The sequence below is a fragment of the Achromobacter ruhlandii genome, assembly GCF_902859695.1.
Taxonomy (GTDB): domain Bacteria; phylum Pseudomonadota; class Gammaproteobacteria; order Burkholderiales; family Burkholderiaceae_B; genus Achromobacter; species Achromobacter ruhlandii.
Genome location: NZ_CADIJL010000036.1, coordinates 18,707 through 42,264, shown reverse-complemented (window position 1 = coordinate 42,264; position 23,558 = coordinate 18,707). Strand labels below are relative to the sequence as shown.

Sequence of the window (23,558 nt, the reverse complement as noted above, 5' to 3'; positions counted from 1 at the left end):
CACAACAAAACAAGGGGAATCCAGCATGCAACGCACCTTTTTCCGCAGCCTCGCCGCCCTGGCGCTGGCCGCCACCTTCAGCGCGGGCGCGCAGGCCGCCGGCGCCTATCCCGACAAACCGATCACCTTCATCGTGCCCTCGGCCGCCGGCGGATCGCCCGACGTGCTGTCGCGCCTGATCACCACGCAACTGGCCAAGGACACCGGCGCCACCCTGGTGGTGGAGAACCGCCCCGGCGCCGCCGGCAACATCGGCATCGCGCTGGTCAAGCGCGCCGCGCCCGACGGCTACACCGTGGGCTACGGCAACATCAACACGCTGGCCGTCAACCGCTCGCTGTTCAAGCGCCTGCCCTATGACGTCGACCAGGACCTGACACCCGTGGCGCACATGTTCGACCTGTACAACGCGTTGATCGTGCCGGCGGATTCGCCCATCAAGAGCGTGCAGGACCTGATCGACCGCGCCCGCAAGGAGCCCGGCCGCCTGTCGTATGGCGCCTCGGGCGTCGGCACCACTGGCCACATGGGCGGCGAGCTGTTCAAGAGCATGGCCAAGGTCGACGTCATGTTCATCCCGTACAACGGCGGCCCGGCCGCCATCCAGGATCTGTTGGGCGGCCGCCTGGACTACCTGTTCGTCAACACCTCCGAGGCCACCCCGCTGGTCAAGAGCGGCAAGGTGCGCGCCATCGGCGTCAGCAGCCTCAAGCGCCTGGCGCTGATGCCCGACGTGCCGACGCTGGACGAAGCCGGCCTGAAGGGTTACGAAACCGTGGCCTGGGGCGGCGTGGTCGCGCCCAAGGGCACCCCGGCCGAGGTCGTGGCCAAGCTCAATGCCGACATCCAGAAGGCGCTGCGGGCGCCCGAAGTGCGCACCGGCCTGGAAACGCTGGGCGCCGTGCCCGCCAGCGGCACGCCGGATGAATTCAAGCAGTTGATCGATCGCGAAACCGCCAAATGGAAGCAGATCATCGACACCGCCGGTATCGAGAAACTGGACTGAGCCCCGCCATGACGGACCGCAGCACCCGGATGCCCCCCGCTCCGCAAGCCGACTTCATCGTGGCCGGCGCCACGCTCATCGACGGCAGCGGCGGGCCGTCGCGCCAGGGCGACCTGGCGGTGCGCGATGGGCGCATCGTGGCGCTGGGCGATTTCGCCCACGCGCCGGACGTGCCGGTGATCGATGCCCGCGGCCTGGCGCTGGCGCCCGGCTTCATCGACTCGCACACCCACGACGACGGCTACCTGCTGGCGCATCCGGACATGCTGCCCAAGGTGTCGCAAGGCATCACCACGGTGGTCACCGGCAACTGCGGCATCAGCCTGGCGCCGCTGTCGCGCCAGGAGATCCCGCAGCCGCTGGACCTGCTCGGCCCGCCGGATCTGTTCCGCTTCGGCACTTTCCGCGCCTGGCTCCAGGCCCTGGCCGACACGCCCGCCGCGGTCAACGTCATCCCGCTGGTCGGCCACACCACGCTGCGCGTGGCCGTCATGGACGACACCGGCCGCGCCGCCACCGACGCCGAACGCCAGGCCATGCGCGTCCTGCTCGACGAAGCGCTGGCGGCCGGCGCCTTCGGCGTCTCCACCGGCACCTTCTACCCGCCCGCCAGCGCCGCGCCCACCGACGAGATCATCGACGTCTGCCAGCCGCTGCGCGGCCGCGCCGGCGCGATCTACGCCACCCACCTGCGCGACGAGGCCGACCACATCGTGCCGGCCATGGAAGAGGCCCTGCTGATCGGCCGCGAACTGGACTGCCGCGTGGTGTTCTCGCACCACAAGCTGGCTGGCGAACGCAACCACGGCCGCAGCCGCGAAACGCTCGACATGATCAGCCGCGCCGCCGCCACGCAGCGCGTCTGCCTCGACTGCCATCCGTATCCGGCCACCTCGACCATGCTGCGGCTGGACCGCGCCCGCCTGGCCAGCCGCACCCTGATCACCTGGTCCAAGGGCTACCCCGAGGCCACCGGCCGCGACTTCAGCGAGGTCATGGCCGAACTGGGCCTGGACGACGAAGCCGCCATCGCCCGCCTGGCGCCGGCCGGCGCCATCTATTTCCTGATGGACCCGGCCGACGTCAACCGTATCTTCAGCCATCCGTTGACCATGGTCGGCTCGGACGGCCTGCCCTTCGACCCGCACCCGCACCCGCGCCAATGGGGCACCTTCACCAACGTGCTGCGCACCATGGTGCGCGAACAACGGCTGCTGTCGCTCGAAACCGCCATCCACAAGATGACCGGCCTGGCGGCGGCCCAATACGGCCTGACCGAGCGCGGCCTGCTGCGCGAGGGGTATCATGCTGATCTGGTGCTGTTCGATCCCGCCAACGTCACAGACACGGCCACTTTTTCAGCTCCCATTCAGGTCAGCCAGGGCATCCACGCCGTGTGGGTCAATGGCAGGCAGGTGTGGGATGGGGAACGGACCGGCGCCGAACGCCCGGGCCAGGTACTGGCGCCCGGTGATGCAATACCTTGGAGTCAACAAAGTGAATAGCTATTCCCAGGGCTGTTACCTGGGTGTTTTGGGCGGCATGGGCCCCATGGCCGGCGCCGCCTTCGCGCTCCGCCTCGCGGCGCTCACGCCCGCCGACGCGGACCAGCAGCACATTCCCACCCTGCTTCGCAACGATCCGCGCATCCCCGATCGTTCCAGCGCCTACATGGCCGGCGGCGAGAATCCCCTGCCCTACATGGTCGAAGGCGTGCGCTTCCTGGAACGCGCCGGCGCCCAGCTCATCGCCATCCCCTGCAACACCGCGCACCTCTGGTACGACGACATCGCCGCCGCCACCCGCCTGCCGGTGCTGCACATCATCCAGGCCGTCATCGACGACCTGCGCCGCCTTGGCCTGCAGCAAGGCCGCATCGGCCTGATGGGCACCGCCGCCACGCTCAAGCTCGGCCTCTACCAGCGCCACCTCGAAGCCCAGGGCTACGAATGCATCGTCCCCGACGACGATGAAGTCGAACGCTACTGCATGGCCTCGATCCGCGCCGTCAAGGGCAACCAGCTCGAAGCCGCCTTCGCCCCCGCCGCCGACTGCATCGCCCGCCTCAAGGCCCGCGGCGCCGACGCCGTCGTCCTGGGCTGCACCGAACTGCCCCTGGCCGTGCCCCACGCCCTGCGTCCCAGCCTCGGAATCACCCTGACCGACTCCATCGACGCCCTGGCCCGCGCCGCCATCGCCCACTACCTGGCCGACCAGCCCGAGCAACGCATCGCGGCATAGACAAGGCCCGCGAGTTGCGCGACCGCGCGACAACCGGGAGAATCGATCCGTGGGCCACCCTGTCGGTGGCCCCGGACTATCCAGGAGTGAAGGACGTGCGCAACCCCGTTCTCGCGGCAATGCCGACCGGCATCATGAAAGGCCGGCGCCGGCAAAGCGCTCAAGGCAGACATGCGATCCTGCACGCGGCAATCTGCGCCGTCCTCGCCAGCGCCCCGTTCCTGCCAGTCAAAGCCGCCCACGCCGCCGGCTTCGACTGCAAGGCCGCGAAAACCCATGTCGAACATCTGATCTGCGCCGACCCATCGCTGTCCAGGCTGGACGATCAGGTGAAGGATCTCTACGACAAGATCCAGGCCGAAACCGCAGGCCGTGACGGCGAAACCGGTGACTGGCGCGATCCCGTGGCGAAAGAGCAGACCCAATGGCGCACCACCGTGCGCGACCATTGCCCCGACACCGCCTGCCTGAAATCCGCCTATGAGGCCCGCATCGCCGCCATGAAAAAGAACTGGGCAGAAGCGCTAGGCCCCGCGGACAAGTAATACGCGACGCGCTCCGGGGTGGTCTAGTTTTGCCATTTGAAGGCTCGATGCCCCTGTTCCCAATGCCAGGGATTAGAGGCTTCCAATCTTGCGAAATCGCCACCGCCCGGGTTTCATGCCTGGCGCAGTTCGTTCCCCTCTCTCCCTCCGCAGCGGGTCACCCCCTCCCCCAGCGCACAGCGTCATCCTCCCGACGCAAACCCACCGCGTATGCAAAGATGGGCCGCCCGCGCGGCCGATCTTTGCGGGCCCCGCAAAACCCGCCCCTTACCCCACGCTCCAGCAGCGCGACAAGCCTCGCAATCCGCAGCCCGAGGCGGGTGGTGCCCTGGCGAGGCGCGCCGTCGATGCGCCCGAGGGAATCTGAAGGGAGCCGAAGGCGGACGAAGATGACGACGGGGCAGTCCGGAGCGAACGCTCCGGACCGCAATCGTTGGCGCGCCTCGCCAGGGCGCCGCCCGCCTCGGGCGACCCACGAAGCCCCCTCCCTCCATCAAGACGAAAAAAAAGGGCGCCCTTCGCAGTAGCGCCCAAATTTCCCTTCGCGGGGAATAAAACCTTCAAGCGGATCACCCGCCCAGATAAGCCTTCCGCACCTGATCATTGACCAGCAGATTCGCCCCCGTATCCTGGAGCACCACCCGCCCGTTCTCCAGCACATATCCGCGATCCGCCACCTGCAGCGCCTTGTTGGCATTCTGCTCGACCAGGAACACCGTCACGCCCTGCTCGCGGATCTCGCGGATGATGTCGAAGATCTGCGCGATCACCAGCGGCGCCAGCCCCAGCGTCGGCTCGTCCAGCAGCAGCAGGCGCGGCCGCGTCATCAACGCCCGCCCGATCGCCAGCATCTGCTGCTCGCCGCCCGACATCAGGCCGGCGCGCTGGCTGGCCCGTTCCTTCAGGCGCGGGAACAAGCCATAGACGTGGTCGATGCCCGCCTGGATCTCCTCGCGCTTGGAGAAAAAGCCGCCCATCATCAGGTTCTCGGCCACCGTCAGGTCCTTGAACACGCGCCGCCCTTCCGGCGAAATGGCGATGCCATTGCGCATGATGTGGTGCGTGTCCTTGTTGGTGATGTCCTCGCCCTCGAAGGTGATCTTGCCTTCCTTGGCGCGCGGATTGCCGCAGACCGTCATCAGCAGCGTGGTCTTGCCGGCGCCGTTGGCGCCGATCAGGGTCACGATTTCGCCCTTGTTGACGTCCACCGACACGCCATTGAGCGCCTGGATGGCGCCGTAGAACGTGTGAATGTTTTCCAGCTTAAGCATTTATTCCTCCCCCAGGTACGCCTTGATGACGCGCTCGTCGTTGCGCACCTGCTCGGGGGTGCCGGTAGTGATGGGCTTGCCGTGCTCCATGACCAGGATGCGGTCGGAAATGCCCATGATCAGGCTCATGTCGTGCTCGATCAGCAGCACCGCCACGCCGAACTCGCGGCGCAACTGGTCGATCAGCGACTGCAGATCGCGCTTTTCCTGCGGGTTCAGGCCGGCGGCCGGCTCGTCCAGCATCAACAGGCGCGGCTTGGTGATCATGCAGCGCGCGATCTCCAGGCGGCGCTGGTGGCCATAGGCCAGGTTGCCGGCCTCGCGGTTGGCATACTCGCGCAGCCCCATGAAATCCAGCCACTGCGCCGCGCGCGACAGCGCGTCGGCCTCCGACTGGCGGTAGGACTTGAGCTTGAGCAGGCCAGGCAGCAGGCGCGATTCGACCTGCGTGTGCTGGGCCACCAGCAGGTTCTCCAGCACCGTCAGCTGCTTGAACAGCCGCACGTTCTGGAACGTGCGCACCAGCCCGTGGCGCGCCACCTTGTGGCTGGGCAGGCCGGTGATGGACTTGCCGTCCATCAGGATATCGCCCGCCGTCGGCGCGTAGAAACCGCCCACGCAGTTGAACACGGTGGTCTTGCCGGCCCCGTTCGGGCCGATGATGGCGAACACCTCGTCGGATTTGACTTCGAACGCCACGCTATCGACGGCCAGCAGGCCGCCGAAGCGCATGGTCAGTCCGGATACTTTCAGCAATGCCTCGCTCATTTAGCCAGCTCCACGTGGGGACGCTTCATGGGCAACAACCCCTGCGGACGCCACATCATCATCAATACCATCACCAGACCGAACATCAGCATCCGGTACTCGGCGAACTCGCGCGCCAGCTCGGGCAGCACCGTCAGCAGGACCGCCGCCAGGATCACCCCGACCTGCGAGCCCATGCCGCCCAGCACCACGATGGCCAGGATCAGCGCCGACTCGATGAAGGTGAAGGATTCCGGGTTGACCATGCCCTGGCGCGCCGCGAAGAAGGCGCCGCCGAAGCCGGCGAAGGTCGCGCCCAGCGTGAAGGCCGACAGCTTGATGCGGGTCGGGTTCAGGCCCAGCGAACGGCAGGCGATCTCGTCCTCGCGCAGCGCCTCCCAGGCGCGGCCGACCGGCATGCGGATCAGGCGCGTGGAGACGAACAGCGTGATCAGCGCCAGCAGCAGCGCCATCATGTACAGGTAGATCACCATGTGCTGGTTCTGGAACGTCAGGCCGAAGAAGTCATGGAACGTGGTCGCGCCCTCCTCGCTGGCGCGGCGCGTCATTTCCAGGCCGAACACCGACGGCTTGGGAATGCCCGAGATGCCGTCCGGACCGCCCGTCAGCGTGTTCAGGTTGATCAGCAGCAGGCGGATCATTTCGCCGAAGCCCAGCGTCACGATGGCCAGGTAGTCGCCGCGCAGGCGCAGCACCGGGAAGCCCAGGATGAAGCCGAACAGCGCGGCCATGGCGCCCGAGAACGGCAGCGCCTCCCAGAAGCTCCAGCCGCCCCAGTGGTACAGCAAGGCGTAGGTGTAGGCGCCGACGGCATAGAAGCCGACGAAGCCCAGATCCAGCAGCCCGGCGAAACCGACCACGATGTTCAGGCCCAGGCCCAGCATCACGTAGATCAGCACCAGCGTGGCGATGTCGACCGAACTGCGGCCGGCGAAGAACGGCCAGGTCACGGCCACCGCCAGGATCAGCAGCATCAACAGCTTGTGGTTCTTGGCCGGCGCCGACGGCAGCGTCGGCAGGTCTTTCTTGAGCTTCTGGAACGGCTTGGCGATCCAGGGCCGCAGCAACTGGAACACGAACACGACCGCGGCGGCGATGGCCACCAGCGACCAGTGCGACTCCATCGAGGTGCGCGCGCCCTGGCGGATCAGTTGCAGGCCGAAGACGGGGGTGACGATGACGGCGGTCAGCACCGCCGCCATGGTGGCGTTTTTGAGATTGTTGTTCGACATCAGACTTTTTCCACCTCAGGTTTGCCCAACAGCCCGGTGGGACGGAACAGCAGGATCAGGACCAGCAGCGAGAACGCCACGATGTCCTTGTACTGCGACGAGATATAGGCTGCCGCGAACGTTTCGGCCAGGCCCAGCAGCACGCCGCCCAGCATGGCGCCGGGGATGCTGCCGATGCCGCCCAGCACCGCCGCCGTGAAGGCCTTGATGCCGGCCAGGAAGCCGATGAAGGGATTGAGCTTGCCGATGGTGATGGCGATCAGCACGCCGCCCACCGCCGCCAGGATCGCGCCCATCACGAAGGTGAACGAGATCACCCGGTTGGTGTCGATGCCCAGCAGGTTGGCCATGTGCATGTCCTGCGAGCAGGCGCGCGAGGCGCGGCCCATGCGGGAATACTTGATGAACAGCGTCAGGCCGATCATCAGCACCACGGTCACCACGATGATCATGATGCGCGAATACGGCACCGTCACGTCGAAGTCGGATCCCATGTGGAACTGCACCGCGCCGGACACCAGCGAAGGCACCGCCATGTCGCGCGCGCCCTGGCCCAGGGCGACCCAGTTCTGCAGGAAGATCGACATGCCGATGGCCGAGATCAGCGCCACCAGGCGGGGACTGCCCCGCACCGGGCGGTACGCGACCCGCTCGACGCTGAAACCGTAGATGCCGGTGACGACGATGGCCACCAACAGCATGGCGGCGATGATGAACGGAACCGGCAGGCCGCTGCCCGTGCCGATGGCCGTCAGGGTGACCAGGCCGACATAGGCGCCGATCATGTAGATTTCGCCGTGAGCGAAGTTGATCATACCGATGATGCCGTAGACCATTGTGTAGCCGATGGCAATCAACGCGTAGATCGCGCCCAGAGACAATCCGTTGAAGAATTGCTGGGTAAGTTGGGGTATGAGGTCGGACATTATTTCTCTTGCTCCAAATAGTTCCGGCTCCGGTAGAGAGACCCGGAGCCGGAAACCTGGGCGTATTTTAAGGGCCTGTGGTCACCGCATGCCGGCCGCACAGCGCTTTTGGCGCATCGCTACGCGGATTACGACACAACGACGACGACAGGCCCTGCGCGCCGGCAACACGCCGGCGGAATCGCGGGAGTTTACAGCTGGGTCTTCTTGCCGTTCTTGTCCCATTTGTAAACGGCGAACTCGAAGTTCTTCAGGTCGCCCTTGGCGTCGTACTCGACCTTGCCGATGCCGGTGTTGAAGGTGGTCTTGTGCATGTAGTCGGCGACCTTGGCGGGGTCTTCGCCCACGGCGTTGATGCTGTCGGCCAGGATCTGCACCGCGGCGTAGGCCGGCATCTGGAAGGCGCCGTCCGGATCGCGCTTGGCGTCCTTGAAGGCCTTGACGATGCTTTCGTTGCCCGGCAGCTTGGTGAAGTCGGCGGGCAGCGTGACCAGCAGGCCGTCGATGGCCGGACCGGCGATCGCCACCAGATCCTGGTTGGCGGTGCCTTCCGGGCCCATGAACTGGACCTTCAGGCCCTGTTCACGCGACTGGCGCAGCAGCAGGCCGAGTTCGGGGTGGTAGCCGCCGAAGTAGACCAGGTCGACGCCGGCCGACTTGAGCTTGGTGATGATGGCCGAGTAATCGCTGTCGCCGACGTTGATGCCTTCGAACAACGCCACGTTCACGCCTTCCTTGGCCAGGGTGTCCTTGACCTGGGTGGCCACGCCCGAGCCGTAGGTCTGCTTGTCGTGCAGCACGGCGACCTTCTTGGGCTTGAGGGTGTTGGCGATGTAGCGCGCGGCGTACGGACCCTGCTGGTCGTCGCGGCCAATGGTGCGGAAGAAGAAGTGCGGCTTGATCGTGTCGGTGACCAGCGGCGAGGTGGCGCCCGGGGTGATGCCGACGATGCCTTCCTGTTCGTAGACGTTGACGGCGGCCACGGTCACGCCCGAGCACGCATGGGCCACGGCGAACTTGGCGCCGGAATTGACCACGCGGTTGGCGGCCGGCACGGCCTGCTTCGGTTCGCAGCCGTCGTCGATGAGAATCGGTTCGAGCTTCTTGCCCTTCACGCCGCCCTTGGCGTTGATGGTCTCGATGGCAGTCAGCGCGCCAGCCTGGATCTGGTCGCCGTACTGGGTGTTGGGGCCCGTCATGGGCTGCGGGATGCCGATCTTGATCGTATCGGCGGCGTGCACGGAACCTGCCAGGGCAAGCGCCCCGAATGCCATAGCTACCGGGGTAAGGCGATGCAGAAACTTCATGCGGAGTTCTCCAGCGAGGTTTTGAGCGGCTCTGTTCGATCCGGCCTGTCGGGTGGATACCCCGCAACCCGAATCGCGCGTCGCCGGCTTCTTGGGCAAAAACACGGTGTGGGCGGTATTCTGGAAGCAAGCCGACATACTGTCACTGCGTGTAATCCCCAATATTTCACGACAAACCTTTAATCGTGACGGATTACCGCGACAAGTGCGTGAAAACGCAGGAGAAATCCGCGCGGCGCCTGCGATAGCGCATGGCGCCGCGGGCAAAAACATGGCAGGTGATTTATATGAATAATCATTAATACATCGTTTGACTTCGCATTTTCATACAGTGCTTACGCGAGTCTTACGGATAATGATTATCCCGTTAATAATAATCAGCGATTTTCGAAAATCAGGCGTTGGCCGGTTTGGCCAGATTCCACATCAGGGCGCGGAACGGCGCCAGCATGCTGATATTGACGGCCAGCTTGATCGCCAGGTCGCCCATCATCCAGGTCACCCAGGGCGTGCCGGTGGCGGCGAAGGCCACGCTGAAGAACACCGCGGTGTCCAGGATCGCGCCCAGCACGCCCGAGACCAGCGGCGCGCGCCACCAGCGCTGGTCCCGCAGGCGGTCGAACACCTGGATGTCGACCAGTTGCGCGCAAATGTAGGCCAGGCCCGAGGCCAGCGCGATGCGCGGCGACGCCACCCACACCGACACCGCCAGCGCGGCGGCGAAACCGAACCACACCACCCGGCGCGCGGCCGCGGGGCCGAAACGCCGGTTGAGCACGTCGGTCACCAGGAAGGCCACCGGATACGACAGGCCACCCCAGGTCAGCCAATCGTTCAGCGGCACCTGCACCAGGATGTTCGACCCCACCACCACCAGCAGCATGCACAGCACGGCGATGCCGAACTGCGCCCGGCTCATGGGGGCAAAGCGCGCCTTGGCCACGCTCACTTGCCGAACTCCTCGGCCAGCTCGCGCGAACGCCGCGCGGCCGCGGCCATGGCGTCCTCGACGATGCCGGCGAAGCCGGCGGCATTGAACGCGGCCAGCGCCGCGGCGGTGGTGCCGCCCTTGGAGGTGACGCGCTCGCGCAGCACCGACGGCGGCTCGGGCGATTCGGCCGCCAGCTTGGTGGCGCCCGCGAACGTGCCCAGCGCCAGCTGGCGCGCCTGCTCGGCCGTCAGGCCGACCTTCTGGCCGCCGGCGATCAGGGCCTCGAGGAACAGGAAGACATAGGCCGGACCGCTGCCCGACAGCGCGGTCACGGCGTCCAGCGCGGCATCGTCGGCCACCCAGACCACCTCGCCAACGCTGGCCAGCATGGTGGCGGCCAGGTCGCGGTCGGCCTGCCCCACGCCATCCAGCGCCGCCAGGCCGGTGATGCCGGCGCCCACCAGCGCCGGGGTGTTGGGCATGCAGCGCACCAGGCGGCGCCACGGCGCCTCGGGCGTGCCTAGCCAGCCCGCCAGGGTGTCGGCGCGGATCCCGGCCGCCACGCTTATCACCAAAGTGTCGTCGCGCAACCACTGACGCGTGGAAGCCACAACGTCTTTCATGTTCTGTGGCTTGACCGCGAACACCCACACGCGGCAGCGCGCCAGGGCCTCGTCCGGGGCGGTCGCGGTGGTCATGCCGCGCGCCTGCCAAGCGGCGTGCGAATCCTGGTTAATGTCAATGACGTGGATGCTGCCGGCGGGGCATACTTTGCCCGCAAGACCGGAAGCCAGCGCGGCGGCCATGTTGCCGCCACCGATGAACGCAATCGAAAGTTCGTTTTTCATAGCGTGCGATTGTAAACCGGCCTGTTCCGGCGGGAAAAAAAAGAAAATGTTCGTTCGCGCCTAAAACGCGCAATTTGACAGGCGTTTTAAGTGATGTGAAAGTCACGTTTTTGTCACAAACAATTCATAAGGTGACGTGTTTTCCGCGCCCGGACACCCCGGTCGCGACACGCCCAACTGGAGGAAACCTCTCATGCGATCCCACCGAATTGCCCTTACCTTCGCCGCCGTCATGGCGGCCTTCGCCGGCGCTTCCGCGCACGCGGCCACCGAAATCACGTTCTGGCACTCGATGGAAGGCGCGCTCGGCGACCGCGTCAACGGTCTGGTCGACGAGTTCAACAAGAAGAACCCCGACTATCAGGTCAAGGCCGTCTACAAGGGCAACTACGGTGAATCGATGAACGCCGGCATCGCCGCGTTCCGCGCCGGCAACGCCCCGGACATCCTCCAGGTGTTCGAAGTCGGCACCGCCACCATGATGTACGCCAAGGGCGCCATCAAGCCGGTGCAGCAGATGTCGGAAGAAGCCGGCAACCCGATCGACCCGAAGGAATTCATTGGCGCCGTGGCCGGCTACTACTCGTCGGCCGACGGCAAGCTGGTGTCGATGCCCTTCAACAGCTCGACCGTGGTGTTCTACTACAACAAGGACGCCTTCAAGAAGGCCGGCCTGGACGCCGACAAGCCGCCCAAGACCTGGGAAGAGCTGGCCGCCGCCGGCCAGAAGCTCAAGGCCGCCGGCCAGGAATGCGGTTACACCACCTCGTGGCCGTCGTGGGTCCAACTGGAAACGTTCTCGGCCTGGCACAACGTGCCGTACGCCACCAAGGACAACGGTTTCGGCGGCCTGGACGCCCGCATCGCCATCAACACCCCGCTGCACGTGCGCCACCTGGAAAACCTGGCCAAGCTGGGCAAGGAAGGCATCTTCATGTACGGCGGCCGCGGCGACGAGCCGAACTCGCTGTTCATCAGCGGCAAGTGCGCCATGATCACCGGTTCGTCGGGCCTGCGCGCCAACATCGCCAAGAACGCCAAGTTCGAATTCGGCACCTCGACCCTGCCCTACTACGCCGACGTGCAGGGCGCGCCGCAGAACACCATCATCGGCGGCGCCTCGCTGTGGGTCTTCGCCAACAAGAAGCCGGAAACCTACAAGGGCGTGACCGCGTTCTTCAAGTTCCTGGCCAGCCCGGAAATCGCCGCCCGCTGGCACCAGCAGACCGGCTACGTGCCCGTCACCAAGGCCGCCTACGAGCTGACCAAGAAGGAAGGCTTCTACGACAAGAACCCGGGCACCGAAGTCGGCGTCAAGCAGTTGAACGTCGAAACCACCGCGCAGTCGCGCGGCCTGCGCCTGGGCTTCCTGCCGCAGATCCGTGAAATCGAGGACGCTGAAATCGAACGTATCGTATCGGGCAAGGTCTCGGCCAAGGATGGCGCCGAGAACATCGTCAAGCGCGGCAACGAGCTGCTGGAAAAGTTCGAGAAGAGTGTAAAGTAACGCCCGTTGCAGGGCTTGCCGGCGAGTCCCGCGCCGCACAATTCCCTTTGTGCGACAAGGACTTGCCCAAGGCGAACAAGGCTTAAAGCCCTGGTTTTTTTGGGGCTTTAAGCCTATCGTGTTTTTATGAGTTCCGGCGCATTCGCGCCGCAGGCCGGCCGGCCCACCCCGGCGGCTGTTTCACCAGGCGGCGGTTAATCCAACCGCCGCTTTTCGTACCTTGGGTCCCCCCTATGGAAAAACGTGTTGTCTTCGGGCATAAGACGCTGCCCTATCTGCTGCTCCTGCCGCAGATCGTCATTACCGTGGTCTTCTTCTTCCTTCCCGCCGGCCAGGCCATGTGGCAGTCGATGCGGCTGGAAGATGCGTTCGGCCTGTCCTCCGAGTTCGTCGGTCTCGACAACTTCATGGAGCTGTTCTCGCAACAGGCCTACCTCGATTCCTTCCGTGTCACGGCGGTGTTCTCGATCCTGGTCGCGGTGGTCGGCCTGGGCGTGTCGCTGCTGCTGGCCGTCATGGCCGACCGCGTGATCCGCGGCGCCGGGCTCTACAAGACCCTGCTGATCTGGCCCTACGCCGTCGCGCCCGCCGTGGTCGGCGTGCTGTGGCTGTTCCTGTTCTCGCCCTCGGTCGGCATCCTGGCCGTGGCCCTGCGCCAGGCCGGCGTCGACTGGAACCCGCGCCTGGACGGCAACCAGGCCATGATCCTGGTGCTGATCGCCGCCGTCTGGAAGCAGGTCTCGTACAACTTCCTGTTCTTCCTGGCCGGCCTGCAGTCGATCCCGCGCTCGCTCATCGAGGCCGCCGCGATCGACGGCGCCAGCCCGTCGCGCCGCTTCTGGAGCATCGTGTTCCCGCTGCTCTCGCCCACCACCTTCTTCCTGCTGGTGGTCAACATCATCTACGCCTTCTTCGACACCTTCGCGGTGGTGGACACCACCACGCAGGGCGGTCCCGGCACGTCGACCTCGATCCTGGTCTACAAGGTGTACAGCGACGGCTTCCGCGGCCTGGACCTCGGCTCGTCCGCGGCCCAGTCGGTGGTGCTGATGTTCATTGTGATTGCCTTGACGGTCGTGCAGTTCCGCTACGTCGACCGCAAAGTGCAGTATTGATTTTCGAGGCAGATAACAATGGTTGAACGCCGTCCCTGGCTGGATATCCTGGCCCACGTCATCCTGCTGTGCGGGGTGGCCATGGTGGCCTTTCCACTCTACGTCACCTTCGTCGCGTCGACCCAGACCGCGCAGGAAGTGGCCTCCGCGCCGATGTCGCTGATCCCCGGTCCGCACTTCGTCGACAACTACATGCAGGCGCTGTTCGGCGGCTCCTCCGGCGGCTCGTCCGGCGCGCCGGTCGGCCGCATGATGTACGTCAGCCTGATCATGGCGCTGGCGATTTCCATCGGCAAGATCGCCATCTCGCTGCTGTCGGCCTTCGCGGTGGTGTATTTCCGCTTCCCCGGCCGCATGTTCTTTTTCTGGATGATCTTCGTCACGCTGATGCTGCCGGTCGAAGTGCGGATCGCGCCCACCTACAAGGTGGTGGCGGACCTCGGCCTGCTCAACAGCTACGCCGGCCTGACCCTGCCGCTGATCGCCTCGGCCACGGCCACGTTCCTGTTCCGCCAATTCTTCCTGACGGTGCCGGACGAGCTGATCGAGGCCGCCCGCATCGACGGCGCCGGCCCGGTGCGTTTCTTCCGCGACGTGCTGCTGCCGCTGTCCAAGACCAGCATCGCCGCGCTGTTCGTGATCCAGTTCATCTACGGCTGGAACCAATACCTGTGGCCGCTGCTGGTGACCACGCAGGAAGACATGTACCCCGTCGTCATCGGCATCAAGCGGATGATCAGCGGCGGCGACAGCGTGACCGAATGGAACATCACCATGGCCACCGCCATGCTGGCGATGATCCCGCCGGCGCTGGTCGTCATCCTGATGCAGAAATGGTTCGTCAAGGGGCTGGTCGACACTGAAAAATGAGGCCCCCACGCCGCGCCTTCGGCCTGCCGCCCCCACGACAACGACTCCGATACGAATAACTCATGGCTACTCTCAGCTTTCGCAACGTAAAGAAAACCTACGCCGGCAACGTGCCGGTCATCCATGGCATCGACATGGATGTGAAGGACGGTGAATTCATCGTCATCGTCGGCCCCTCGGGCTGCGGCAAGTCCACGCTGATGCGCATGGTCGCGGGCCTGGAAACCGTGACCAGCGGCGAGATCGTCATCGACGACAAGGTCGTCAACAATCTCGAGCCGGCCGAACGCGACATCGCGATGGTGTTCCAGAACTACGCGCTCTACCCGCACATGACCGTGTTCGAGAACATGGCGTACGGTCTGAAGATCCGCAAGTTCTCCAAGGACGAGATCAAGAAGCGCGTCGACGCCGCCGCCCAGATCCTGGAACTGACCCACCTGCTGGACCGCCGCCCGCGCGCCCTCTCGGGCGGCCAGCGCCAGCGCGTGGCCATGGGCCGCGCCATCGTGCGCGAACCCAAGGTGTTCCTGTTCGACGAACCGCTGTCGAACCTGGATGCCAAGCTGCGCGTGGCGATGCGCCTGGAAATCATGAAGCTGCACCGCCGCCTGGGCACCACCAGCCTGTACGTGACGCACGACCAGGTCGAGGCCATGACGCTGGCGCACCGCATGATCGTCATGTACCAGGGCGTGCCCGAGCAGATCGGCACGCCGATGGAAGTGTTCGAAAAGCCCGCCTCGACCTTCGTGGCTGGTTTCATCGGCTCGCCGCCGATGAACCTGATGGAAGTCAACGTGGCCGGCGACGGCACGGTGCAGACCGTCGACGGCCTGGCGCTGGAGATCTCGCCGCTGCAAGTGCCGTCGCAGGTGCGCGGCCGCAAGGTCATCATGGGCATGCGCCCCGAGCACATGCTGCTGAACACGCAGGGCGTGCCGGCCGAAGTCGAGATGGTCGAGACGCTGGGCTCCGAACAGCTGGTGCATTGCCGCTGCGGCAAGTCGACGCTGGTGGTGCGCTGCACGACGCGCCAGTTGTCCGAGTCCTCGGCCAAGGTCGGTGACCGCGTCAACGTCGGCCCCGACGGCCGCCACCCGCTGCACTGGTTCGAGGCCGACACCGGCCGCCGCGTCCAGGGACTGTGATCCCCGCGGGGCGGGCTCGGCGGCCAGATAGCCCGCCGCGCCCCCCGGCCTCCCCCGCCCCGCTCGGGGCGGGAGATTCCCGCCAGACGATCAATACGTGTACGTAATCATCGTACCGATGGAGTATTGGTTGCGCTCCTTCACGATCGGGCTGTCGGCCGCGTCGCCATACAGCCGGCGCGCCTCGGCCGCGACCGACCACGACCATTCCTTGCTCAACGGCAGCGCCCAGGTCGCGCCCAGCCCGATGCTTTCCAGCCCCCCTTTGGGGTTGTAGCGGCGGTAGCCCGAGTTGGCCGACTGGCGATCGCTGACGCCGTACCAGGTGCGCATGTAGTTGCCGTCGCCGAAGTTGCCGGTCAGCCCCAGCGACAGCGAGCCCGCCGACCCTTCGTAGACCGTGGTGCTGGCGCCCAGGTTGAACAGCGTGTAGGCGCTGCCCACGTCGCGGTCGTCGCCCTTCTTGAACGCGTGCGCCACCGTGGCCGACAACGTCACCGGACCCACCTGGGTCTCAACGTCCATGCCCACCTGCGCGCGGCTCTTGATGTCCCCCATCCCGCGCAGTTTGTTCGAACCTTCGAACCCCTTCTTGTGGTCCTTGCGCGAGGCGCTGGGCGAGAGATAGAAGCGGAAGGTGCTGCTCAGCGCCTCGGTCTGCCACCCCAGGCCGTGCGCCGTATCCAGGAAGAAGCCGCCCGGGCTGCGGATGCCCAGCCCGAAGACGGGCAGCGCCGAACTTTCGTCGCTGCCGCTGTAGCGCGGCGCGTAGCCCACGCCCAGGGTGCCGTAGAACTTCCACTCGTCGGCGGGCTTTTCGGTGCCGGTGGACACCTCGATGCCGCGCGAGCTGGCGCCGCGTGAACCATAGACCGAGTTGTCGGCGACCTGCAGGCCGCCCGCGGCGAAAGACAGCGCCGGCAGGCCTGCCAGAAGACAGGCCGCGCCGGCGCGGCGCTGCATCGAGGACATTGAGGGATATCGCTTCATAAATACATCCGGGAAACGAGGTTGGAGGAAAACAGGGATGCGCCGCGTCGCGCGCGGCGCGGCACTACTCTTGCGGCGCGCCCTTCGCTTGGCGCATCAGGTTCATTGCCAGGGCCGAGACCGAGGCCACCAGCGGCTCGGCGCTGTCGGCGTTGCTCATGACCAGCACCGCCAGCTTTTCGCGCGGCGCCAGCAGCCAGCGGGCGTGGAACGCCTCGGTGGCGCCGCTATGCTCGCGCAGCGTGTCGCCGGCGATGTCGTCCTGGTCACAGGGCGCCGCCAGCCAGGACAGCGCCAGGCGGCACTCCAGCTCCATGCCGTTGGCCACGGTTTCGAGATTGAGCAGCGTGTGCGCGGACTCGTCGTTCAGGATGCGGCGTCCCTGGTAGGTGCCGCCGGCGAACAGCATGCTGGAAAAGCGCGCCATCTCCGCCGAACTGGCCCACAGGCCCTCGGCGGCCTCGTTCGGCTGCGGTTGTTCCTTCCATGGCAGGCCGCGGCGATAGCCGGCCGCGCGCAACTCGCGCGCATCGTCGCCCGCGCCGGCGATACGAAAGCCCGCGCGGGAAATGTTCAGCGGCCGCAGCAGCGTGCGCCGCACGTAGGCATCGAACGGCTCGTCGGCCACGTAGGCCAGCATCTCGCCCAACATCGCATAGCCCATGTCGGCGCGCGCCCGGCCCATGGTGTCTTGCGGCGTGTCGGGACGCAGCGCCAGCAGGCGGCGGGCGGTGAAGGGATAGGTCCCCATCCAGTGCATGGCGGCGCGGCGCGGTTCGACCTGCCAGGGCGGCAGCGCCTGCGCGGCGGGCACGTCGAGCGACAGGCGGCCATCATCGGCGGCGCGCAACACGCCTGCCGCGGTGATGACCTTGGAGATAGCGCCGACCCGGTACAGCGTGTCGCCGGTGGCGTTGCGATGACGCGCCGAATCGGCATAGCCGAAGCCGCCGCTCCAGACCGTGCGCTGGTCATCGACGATGGCGATCGACAGGCCCGGCACCCCCTGCGCGCCCAGGTCATAGGCGATGCGCTGCTTCAGATAGGCCACCACCGCCGGGTAATCGCCCTTGGCGATGGCGGGTGGGGCGGCCGGGGCCACGCCCTGGCAGCCGCCGGCGGCGATCAGGAGCATGGCGGTGGCGGCCAGGCGGGTGAGCGAGAACATGACGGACGCGGCTTCCTCTTTGGAGAACTGCCGTCATGCTAGTCAGGGGCAACGCGCCGATCTTTCCTGCTTTGTAGGGAGTTTGTGAAGATTCGGCGGGCCGATTGTGAAGTTTGTTAAAGGCGGGCCGCAAGGGAGGGCCAGGCCTGGCTCGGACGCCTCAGGCTGCCTTCCAGCTGATGATGAAGCGGGCTCCGCCCAGCGGGCTGTCGCTGGCCTCGGCGGTGCCGTTGTGCCAGCGCGCCACGCGTCTGACGATGGCCAGCCCCAGGCCGGCGCCGCCGGTGCCCCGGTCACGGCTTTCGTCCAGGCGGATGAAGGGCTCGAAAATGCGTTCGCGATCGGCCTGGGGGATGCCGGGGCCGTCATCGTCGACCATCAGCACGTATTCGCGCGGCGCCGGCGACACCAGGCTGACCTGCACCCGGCGGCCGGCGTAGCGGATGGCGTTCTGCAGCAGGTTCAGCAAGGCCCGCGTCATGTAGCGCTGGTGCAGGTGCACTTCGCGCACCTGGCACAACACCACTTCGCAGCGCACGTCGGATTGCTCGGCCTGGAAACCGGCATGCTGCACCACCGAATCCAGCCAGCTTCGCGCGTCCTGCGGTTGCAGCGCGACGCCATCGCCCTTGTGCTCCAGGCGCGCGTACATCAGCAACTCGGAGGCCATGCTGTCCAGTTCGGCCACGTCGCTTTTCATGTCCTCGATCAGGCGCTTGCGCTCGGCCGGTTCCTCGGCGCGGCCGATCATGTCCAGCTCGAACGACAGCCGCGCGATCGGCGTGCGCAGTTCGTGCGAGACGGCGTTGGTCAGTTCGCGCTGGTTGCCGATCAGGGCGCCGATGCGCTCGGACATCTGGTTGAAGGTGTCGCCCAGGTTGCCAATGCTGGAATGGCGCGACAGCCGCGCGCGCGCCTGCAAGTCGCCCTGCCCCATGCGCTGCGCCGCGGTTTTCAGGGCCTCCAGATCGCGCCAGATCGGCAGCGCCCACACCAGCATGAAGGCGCACAGCAGCAGCCCCAGGGCCGAATAGACCGCCGCCACCACCCACGGGCCGAACGAAGGCTCGGGCGGCAGCTTGACCTCCAGCCACTGGTTGCCGGGGCCGGGAATGGCCGCCACGAAGGTCTGCATCTTGTCGCGGATGAAAAAATCCCCGCGCGCCACGATGCGCCGTTCCTTGTCGCTGGCGTTGTAGTCCGAAGCGTTGAAGACCCGCAGGCCCAGGCCGTAGTATGGCGCCAGCTGTCGCTCGATGTAGGCGGCGCGCGCGCCCGGCTCGACCTTCGACAGTTCCAGCACCAGCGAGTGGATCTGCCCGCGCACCGACTCGCGGGTATAGGCGTCGCTGACCGGCTCGAACAGGTAATTGGCGGAACGGTCCACGACTTCGTTGGAAATCACGAAACCGACCGCCAGCACCACAAAGAGCCGCAGGACGAATTTAATCATCACTGCCCTCGTGCGCCTTGGGCGAGAACAGATAGCCCTTGCCCCACACGGTCTTGATGCGCGCCGGATCGCGCGGGTCGTCGTCCAGCTTGCGGCGCAGCTTGCTGACGCAGACGTCGACGCTGCGGTCCAGGCCGTTGAATTCGATGCCGCGCACCGCGTTGAGCAGGTCGTCGCGGGTCAGCACCTGGCCGGCCTGGCTGGCCAGGGCCCACAGCATCTCGAACTCCATCGTGGTCAGGTCGACCTCGGCCCCGCCATGCACCACCGCCCGGGTGCGCCGGTCGATGACCAGCGGGCCGAATTCCAGGCGCTCCGGCGGCTCTTCCAGCTGGCTATGGCGCCGCAGCAGCGCGCGGATGCGCGCCAGCAGCACGCGCGGCTCGACCGGCTTGATGACGTAGTCGTCCGCGCCCGACTCCAGGCCCAGGATCTGGTCCAGGTCGTCTTCACGAGCGGTCAGCATCAGGATCGGCGCCGACGAGAAGGCCCGCAGGTCACGGCAGACCTGCAGGCCGTCGCGCCCGGGCAGCATCAGGTCGAGGATGGTGATGGCCGGGTCGTGGCGGCGGAACGCCTCCACCGCATGGTCGCCGCGGTAGGCCTGGGCGACCTGGAACCCGTGTTGCTCCAGGAACTGCGCGATCAGGCGCGACAGCTTCGGATCGTCTTCGACAAGCAAGGCCTTGGTCATGGAATGTCCGGACAGGAAAAGAGAGTTCGATTTGGCCGCATTCTACGCAATACGGCGCAAGCGGCGTTCGACCGGGGGGCCGGCGGATCGGTTCCCGGCTGGCGCCGCCCACGGAAAAGCCGGGCGGGAAGACGCTGCTTCCGGCCCGGCCGAAGGGGTCTGGCGCGTGGCGCGCGCCCGCGACGGCAAGGCCGCCCGGGACGCGCCAAGTCCTTACTTGTAGACGGACTTGGAGCCGTCCTTGTGCCACACGAACACGTCGAACTGGAAGTTCGTCAGGTCGCCCTGCTTGTTCCAGCTGACCTTGCCGATGGGCGTGTCGAACGAGTTGGCGTGCAGATACTTGGCGACCTTGGTCGGGTCTTCGCTGCCGGCGCCCTTGATGCCGTCGGCGATGACCTGGGTGGCGGTGTAGGCCGTCATCTGGAACGCGCCGCTGGCGTTGCGCTTCTTGGCGGCGAAGGCCTTGACGATTTCGGCGTTGGCGGCGTTCTGGGTGAAGTCGGCCGGCAGCGTCAGCAGCATGCCTTCGACGGCGTCGCCGGCGATGGCGTTGATGTCCGGGTTGCCCGTGCCTTCCGGACCCATCCACTTGGCCTTCACGCCCTGCTCGGCCGCCTGGCGCAGCAGCAGGCCCATTTCGGGGTGGTAGCCGCCGTAGTAGACGAAGTCCACGCCCTGGCTCTTGAGCTTGGTGATGACCGCCGAGTAGTCGCTGTCGCCGGCGTTGATGCCTTCGAAGATGGCGACGGGCACGCCGCCCTTTTCGAGGTCGTTCTTGACGGCGGTGGCGATGCCCTGGCCGTACGACTGCTTATCGTGCAGCACGGCGGCTTTCTTGGGCTTGAGCTTTTCCAGGATGAACTTGGCGGCGGCGGGACCCTGCTGGTCGTCGCGGCCGATGGTGCGGAAGATGAACTCGTAGTTCTTGCCGTCGGTCAGGGCCGGCGACGTGGCCGAGGGCGTGACCATGACCACGCCTTCGTTGTTGTAGATGTCGGCGGCGGCGATGGTGGCGCCCGAGCAGACGTGGCCCACGACGAAGCCGATCTTGCTGTTGACCACGCGGTTGGCGGCGACCGGACCCTGCTTGGGTTCGCAGCCGTCGTCGATGACCACGGTTTCGAGCTTCTTGCCATTGATGCCGCCGGCGGCGTTGATGCGTTCCACCGCGGTGTCGACGCCTTCACGCACCATGTCGCCGTACTGGGTGACCGCGCCAGTGGTGGGGCCCACCACGCCGATCTTGATGGTCTGCGCCTGCGCGCCGGCGCTGAACGCCAATCCGGCGGCGACGCCCAGGGCCGCGATGACCGGGGTCAGACGAAATGCTTGCTTCATGAGTGGACTCCCTTAATGGCTTGTAATCGTTGGTTTATGTACGGGCGGACGGCCGGAAAACGCGATGGTCACGCCCCGTTACGTTGCATTAGCACGGCAAGCATACACTGAAAAATAGCGGCTCTTGCAGGGGTTCCGGCCCGACTTGGGCGGGGGTTTCGATATTGCGGTGCCGCATCAAGGGGCGGCCGCCCTTATGCCCATCCCCGTATATGCAAAAGCGGATTTATTCGTTTGCGTTACTAAGACTGCGCGGCATCATGGCCGCCATGAGACTCCAACCGATCATCGTCCCCGGATGGAAAGACTCCGGACCCGACCACTGGCAAACGCGCTGGGCCGCCCTGCTGCCACACGCGGTGCGGGTGCAGCAGCGCGACTGGGAGAACCCTGTCAGCGCGGAATGGATATCGACCCTGGCGGGCCTGGTCGACCAGGCCCGCAGCCCGGTGCTGCTGGTGGCCCACAGCCTGGGCTGCCTGATCAGCGCGGCGCTGCCGGTGCCGCTGCGCGCCAAGGTCGCCGGCGCGCTGCTGGTGGCGCCCGCCGACGTCGAAAGGCCCGATGCGCCCGACTGTCTGCGCGGGTTCGCGCCGGTGCCGCGCCACTCGCTGCCCTTCCAGAGCGTGGTGGTGGCCAGCGACAACGATCCCTATTGCCGGTTGGAGCGCGCGCGCGCTTTCGCCGAAAGCTGGGGCAGCCGGGTGGTGGTGATCCCGGGCGCCGGCCATCTCAACGCCGACAGCGGGCTGGAGGACTGGCCGCAGGGCCTCAAGCTGTTCGGCGCGCTGCGCCGGCGCGCCTCGTGGCGGGTCTCGCCGCCGCCCGAGCGCATCGCGCCGATTCCCGAGCGGCCGCTGTCGCACCAGGCCTGACTCCCCGCTTTTGTGCCCCGCGCGCCGCGGCCTCGCCGACCGCCGCTATCTTGGGCAGCCCGCGCCCACCCGCGTCGCGGGCAGCGGCGTATCGCCGCTGGTGTTGCCCGCGTGCTTGCGGATCCGGTCCGCCAGTTCGGCCGACGGCTTCTCATAGCCATAGCAGTACGGCGGCGTCGGCGCGGCCTCCGGGCGGTAGTCCTGCAGCACGGGCTTCGCGTCTCCCAGATAGAGGTTGTCCTTCAGGCGCAGGAACGCCTTGAAGTCCCGCGTATAACCGTGCACCGCCTTCAGATCCTGGTAGGCGCCCTCGTCCGAGGCCCCGTTGTCCAGCGCGCTGCGCTTGGCGGCCGTGGGGATATAGCGGCAGTAATTGACCTTCACGCCTTCCACCGTGGGAAAGAACTCCGGCTCCACGCACTGGCGCTTGGCATCATTGTTGAAGATGTTGCCCTCGACCAGCGCCTTGGCCTCCAGGCTGAAACTCATGCCGTAGAAGTCCCAGTTCTCCAGCAGGTTGTTGAACAGGTGAAAGGTGCCGAACTGGCCCCGCGGATTGCGCTGCACGGTGTTGAAGAAATAATTGTGGTGCAGCGTCACCCGCGCGATGGAATCACGTTCGTAGTTCGCGAACAGGTTCTTCGAGGTAATGTTGTTGAGCAGCATGACCTTGTTGGAATTGTGGAACTTCGTCCACGAGATCGTCACGTCGGTGGAGCCGTTCTTGACGTTGAGCAACCGGTCGGACATGCGCGACAGGTCCATGTGGTCGACCCAGACGTCGCGGCTGTTGTTGGCGATGTTCACGGCCTGCGTCAACCGGTTCAGGCGGCCGTCGATGGTCAGGTGCGTGAGGATGACATTCGTGCTGCCATACACGCCCAGCCCGTCATCGATCAGCGCTACGTGCTTGCCGCGACCGTCAATCGTCGTGTTCGACGGCACGCGCAGCTGCGAGTCCAGCACGATCGTCATGTCCGAGGCGAAGCGGATCCAGGTCGGCCCCTTCTTGGCTTGCGCCAGCGCGGCGCGCAGTGTGCCGGGGCCGGAATCCTGGTCGGAGGTCACCTCGATGAAGCGGCCGCCCAGGCCGCCCGTGGCCTGGGCGCCATAGCCTTCGCGCTGCTGCAGCAGTTCGGAAACGAAGGGGCAGCGTTCGTCCGGACTGGCGCAGGACTCACTGGCGGTGGCCGCGCCGCCATACAGCATGGCCGCCACGAGCATGCCCGACACAGGCAACCAGGCAAGCGCGCCCAGCCGGCCGCGCCCGCGCCGCGGCGCCCTGCCCGCCGCGCCTTCCGTTGCATTCATTCCTGCTT

22 protein-coding genes are annotated in these 23,558 nt (G+C 66.3%); 9 read left to right on the top strand and 13 right to left on the bottom strand.

Annotated features, from left to right (window positions below):
• Nucleotides 1-25 precede the first annotated feature (25 nt).
• The 4 genes from HV742_RS27375 to HV742_RS27360 all read left to right on the top strand — a co-directional run bounded on the left by HV742_RS27375 (nt 26) and on the right by HV742_RS27360 (nt 3,792).
• The gene (locus HV742_RS27375; RefSeq protein ID WP_049073555.1) at nt 26-1,006 is read left to right on the top strand and encodes a Bug family tripartite tricarboxylate transporter substrate binding protein; all 981 of its coding nucleotides are present in this window, start codon (nt 26-28) and stop codon (nt 1,004-1,006) included.
• An 8-nt stretch (nt 1,007-1,014) separates the two neighbouring features.
• Nucleotides 1,015-2,511 carry an N-acyl-D-amino-acid deacylase family protein gene (locus HV742_RS27370; RefSeq protein ID WP_175146870.1) on the top strand — a complete coding sequence of 499 codons (1,497 nt, stop codon included), beginning with the start codon at nt 1,015-1,017 and terminating at the stop codon, nt 2,509-2,511.
• Nucleotides 2,504-3,247, top strand: coding sequence for a cysteate racemase (gene cuyB, locus HV742_RS27365; protein WP_063583092.1), 744 nt, complete (start codon nt 2,504-2,506; stop codon nt 3,245-3,247). Before HV742_RS27370 ends, cuyB begins: the two co-directional genes overlap by 8 nt.
• A 95-nt stretch (nt 3,248-3,342) precedes the next feature.
• Complete coding sequence (locus HV742_RS27360) at nt 3,343-3,792, top strand: lysozyme inhibitor LprI family protein (RefSeq protein WP_254601275.1); 450 nt, start codon at nt 3,343-3,345, stop codon at nt 3,790-3,792.
• A gap of 569 nt (nt 3,793-4,361) precedes the next feature.
• Here the strand turns inward: HV742_RS27360 and HV742_RS27355 are convergent.
• The 7 genes from HV742_RS27355 to proC all read right to left on the bottom strand — a co-directional run bounded on the left by HV742_RS27355 (nt 4,362) and on the right by proC (nt 11,075).
• Nucleotides 4,362-5,063 (bottom strand): ABC transporter ATP-binding protein, encoded by a 702-nt coding sequence (locus HV742_RS27355; RefSeq protein ID WP_049073552.1) that lies wholly within the window; start codon nt 5,061-5,063, stop codon nt 4,362-4,364.
• Nucleotides 5,064-5,831: a high-affinity branched-chain amino acid ABC transporter ATP-binding protein LivG gene (livG, locus tag HV742_RS27350; RefSeq protein WP_068949967.1), complete on the bottom strand. Its 768-nt coding sequence runs from the start codon at nt 5,829-5,831 to the stop codon at nt 5,064-5,066.
• The gene (locus HV742_RS27345) at nt 5,828-7,063 is read right to left on the bottom strand and encodes a high-affinity branched-chain amino acid ABC transporter permease LivM (RefSeq protein ID WP_049073550.1); all 1,236 of its coding nucleotides are present in this window, start codon (nt 7,061-7,063) and stop codon (nt 5,828-5,830) included. Before HV742_RS27345 ends, livG begins: the two co-directional genes overlap by 4 nt.
• Nucleotides 7,063-7,989, bottom strand: coding sequence for a high-affinity branched-chain amino acid ABC transporter permease LivH (livH, locus tag HV742_RS27340; RefSeq protein ID WP_068949968.1), 927 nt, complete (start codon nt 7,987-7,989; stop codon nt 7,063-7,065). Before livH ends, HV742_RS27345 begins: the two co-directional genes overlap by 1 nt.
• Before the next feature lie 191 nt (nt 7,990-8,180).
• Complete coding sequence (locus HV742_RS27335) at nt 8,181-9,296, bottom strand: branched-chain amino acid ABC transporter substrate-binding protein (protein ID WP_049073548.1); 1,116 nt, start codon at nt 9,294-9,296, stop codon at nt 8,181-8,183.
• A 394-nt stretch (nt 9,297-9,690) separates the two neighbouring features.
• Complete coding sequence (locus HV742_RS27330; RefSeq protein WP_049077771.1) at nt 9,691-10,215, bottom strand: queuosine precursor transporter; 525 nt, start codon at nt 10,213-10,215, stop codon at nt 9,691-9,693.
• A 26-nt stretch (nt 10,216-10,241) separates the two neighbouring features.
• Nucleotides 10,242-11,075, bottom strand: a complete 834-nt coding sequence (gene proC, locus HV742_RS27325) for a pyrroline-5-carboxylate reductase (RefSeq protein WP_175146869.1) — start codon at nt 11,073-11,075, stop codon at nt 10,242-10,244.
• A 193-nt stretch (nt 11,076-11,268) separates the two neighbouring features.
• Here proC and ugpB point away from each other — a divergent pair, with 193 nt between their 5' ends.
• From ugpB to HV742_RS27305, 4 genes are all read left to right on the top strand, one after another.
• Nucleotides 11,269-12,582, top strand: a complete 1,314-nt coding sequence (gene ugpB, locus HV742_RS27320; protein WP_049073546.1) for a sn-glycerol-3-phosphate ABC transporter substrate-binding protein UgpB — start codon at nt 11,269-11,271, stop codon at nt 12,580-12,582.
• Nucleotides 12,583-12,815: 233 nt separating this feature from the next.
• Nucleotides 12,816-13,697, top strand: a complete 882-nt coding sequence (gene ugpA / locus HV742_RS27315; RefSeq protein ID WP_006386446.1) for a sn-glycerol-3-phosphate ABC transporter permease UgpA — start codon at nt 12,816-12,818, stop codon at nt 13,695-13,697.
• 18 nt (nt 13,698-13,715) lie between these two features.
• Nucleotides 13,716-14,567, top strand: coding sequence for a sn-glycerol-3-phosphate ABC transporter permease UgpE (gene ugpE, locus HV742_RS27310; protein WP_006386445.1), 852 nt, complete (start codon nt 13,716-13,718; stop codon nt 14,565-14,567).
• Nucleotides 14,568-14,629: 62 nt separating this feature from the next.
• Nucleotides 14,630-15,718: a sn-glycerol-3-phosphate import ATP-binding protein UgpC gene (locus HV742_RS27305; RefSeq protein WP_006386444.1), complete on the top strand. Its 1,089-nt coding sequence runs from the start codon at nt 14,630-14,632 to the stop codon at nt 15,716-15,718.
• A gap of 90 nt (nt 15,719-15,808) precedes the next feature.
• Here HV742_RS27305 and HV742_RS27300 read toward each other — a convergent pair whose 3' ends face one another.
• From HV742_RS27300 to HV742_RS27280, 5 genes are all read right to left on the bottom strand, one after another.
• Nucleotides 15,809-16,708 (bottom strand): MipA/OmpV family protein, encoded by a 900-nt coding sequence (locus tag HV742_RS27300; protein WP_231891631.1) that lies wholly within the window; start codon nt 16,706-16,708, stop codon nt 15,809-15,811.
• 64 nt (nt 16,709-16,772) lie between these two features.
• Nucleotides 16,773-17,876: a serine hydrolase domain-containing protein gene (locus tag HV742_RS27295; RefSeq protein WP_175146868.1), complete on the bottom strand. Its 1,104-nt coding sequence runs from the start codon at nt 17,874-17,876 to the stop codon at nt 16,773-16,775.
• A 160-nt stretch (nt 17,877-18,036) separates the two neighbouring features.
• Nucleotides 18,037-19,329 (bottom strand): ATP-binding protein, encoded by a 1,293-nt coding sequence (locus HV742_RS27290; protein WP_175146867.1) that lies wholly within the window; start codon nt 19,327-19,329, stop codon nt 18,037-18,039.
• A complete protein-coding gene (locus HV742_RS27285) occupies nt 19,322-20,023 on the bottom strand; it encodes a response regulator (RefSeq protein ID WP_054416643.1) in 702 nt (233 codons plus the stop codon). Before HV742_RS27285 ends, HV742_RS27290 begins: the two co-directional genes overlap by 8 nt.
• Nucleotides 20,024-20,236: 213 nt before the next feature.
• Entirely contained in the window at nt 20,237-21,364 is a 1,128-nt protein-coding gene (locus HV742_RS27280; protein ID WP_049073541.1) for a branched-chain amino acid ABC transporter substrate-binding protein, read from the bottom strand.
• Nucleotides 21,365-21,633: 269 nt separating this feature from the next.
• Here HV742_RS27280 and HV742_RS27275 point away from each other — a divergent pair, with 269 nt between their 5' ends.
• On the top strand, nt 21,634-22,239 hold the full coding sequence (locus tag HV742_RS27275; protein ID WP_054416733.1) for an RBBP9/YdeN family alpha/beta hydrolase: 606 nt from the start codon (nt 21,634-21,636) through the stop codon (nt 22,237-22,239).
• A 45-nt stretch (nt 22,240-22,284) separates the two neighbouring features.
• On the opposite strand, the gene HV742_RS27270 is transcribed toward HV742_RS27275, so the two are convergent.
• Nucleotides 22,285-23,463 carry a pectate lyase family protein gene (locus HV742_RS27270; protein WP_419715829.1) on the bottom strand — a complete coding sequence of 393 codons (1,179 nt, stop codon included), beginning with the start codon at nt 23,461-23,463 and terminating at the stop codon, nt 22,285-22,287.
• Nucleotides 23,464-23,558: the final 95 nt, after the last annotated feature.

Coding starts and splice junctions, on each gene's coding strand:
- HV742_RS27305 (WP_006386444.1), top strand. CDS start 14,630: ATGGCTACTCTCAGCTTTCGCAACGTAAAGAAAACCTACGCCGGCAAC.
- HV742_RS27375 (WP_049073555.1), top strand. CDS start 26: ATGCAACGCACCTTTTTCCGCAGCCTCGCCGCCCTGGCGCTGGCCGCC.
- HV742_RS27285 (WP_054416643.1), bottom strand. CDS start 20,023: ATGACCAAGGCCTTGCTTGTCGAAGACGATCCGAAGCTGTCGCGCCTG.
- HV742_RS27300 (WP_231891631.1), bottom strand. CDS start 16,708: ATGAAGCGATATCCCTCAATGTCCTCGATGCAGCGCCGCGCCGGCGCG.
- HV742_RS27370 (WP_175146870.1), top strand. CDS start 1,015: ATGACGGACCGCAGCACCCGGATGCCCCCCGCTCCGCAAGCCGACTTC.
- HV742_RS27295 (WP_175146868.1), bottom strand. CDS start 17,876: ATGTTCTCGCTCACCCGCCTGGCCGCCACCGCCATGCTCCTGATCGCC.
- proC (WP_175146869.1), bottom strand. CDS start 11,075: ATGAAAAACGAACTTTCGATTGCGTTCATCGGTGGCGGCAACATGGCC.
- HV742_RS27290 (WP_175146867.1), bottom strand. CDS start 19,329: ATGATTAAATTCGTCCTGCGGCTCTTTGTGGTGCTGGCGGTCGGTTTC.
- HV742_RS27355 (WP_049073552.1), bottom strand. CDS start 5,063: ATGCTTAAGCTGGAAAACATTCACACGTTCTACGGCGCCATCCAGGCG.
- ugpA (WP_006386446.1), top strand. CDS start 12,816: ATGGAAAAACGTGTTGTCTTCGGGCATAAGACGCTGCCCTATCTGCTG.
- ugpE (WP_006386445.1), top strand. CDS start 13,716: ATGGTTGAACGCCGTCCCTGGCTGGATATCCTGGCCCACGTCATCCTG.
- livG (WP_068949967.1), bottom strand. CDS start 5,831: ATGAGCGAGGCATTGCTGAAAGTATCCGGACTGACCATGCGCTTCGGC.
- HV742_RS27280 (WP_049073541.1), bottom strand. CDS start 21,364: ATGAAGCAAGCATTTCGTCTGACCCCGGTCATCGCGGCCCTGGGCGTC.
- HV742_RS27270 (WP_419715829.1), bottom strand. CDS start 23,463: ATGCTCGTGGCGGCCATGCTGTATGGCGGCGCGGCCACCGCCAGTGAG.
- HV742_RS27335 (WP_049073548.1), bottom strand. CDS start 9,296: ATGAAGTTTCTGCATCGCCTTACCCCGGTAGCTATGGCATTCGGGGCG.
- HV742_RS27275 (WP_054416733.1), top strand. CDS start 21,634: ATGAGACTCCAACCGATCATCGTCCCCGGATGGAAAGACTCCGGACCC.
- livH (WP_068949968.1), bottom strand. CDS start 7,989: ATGTCCGACCTCATACCCCAACTTACCCAGCAATTCTTCAACGGATTG.
- HV742_RS27345 (WP_049073550.1), bottom strand. CDS start 7,063: ATGTCGAACAACAATCTCAAAAACGCCACCATGGCGGCGGTGCTGACC.
- HV742_RS27330 (WP_049077771.1), bottom strand. CDS start 10,215: ATGAGCCGGGCGCAGTTCGGCATCGCCGTGCTGTGCATGCTGCTGGTG.
- ugpB (WP_049073546.1), top strand. CDS start 11,269: ATGCGATCCCACCGAATTGCCCTTACCTTCGCCGCCGTCATGGCGGCC.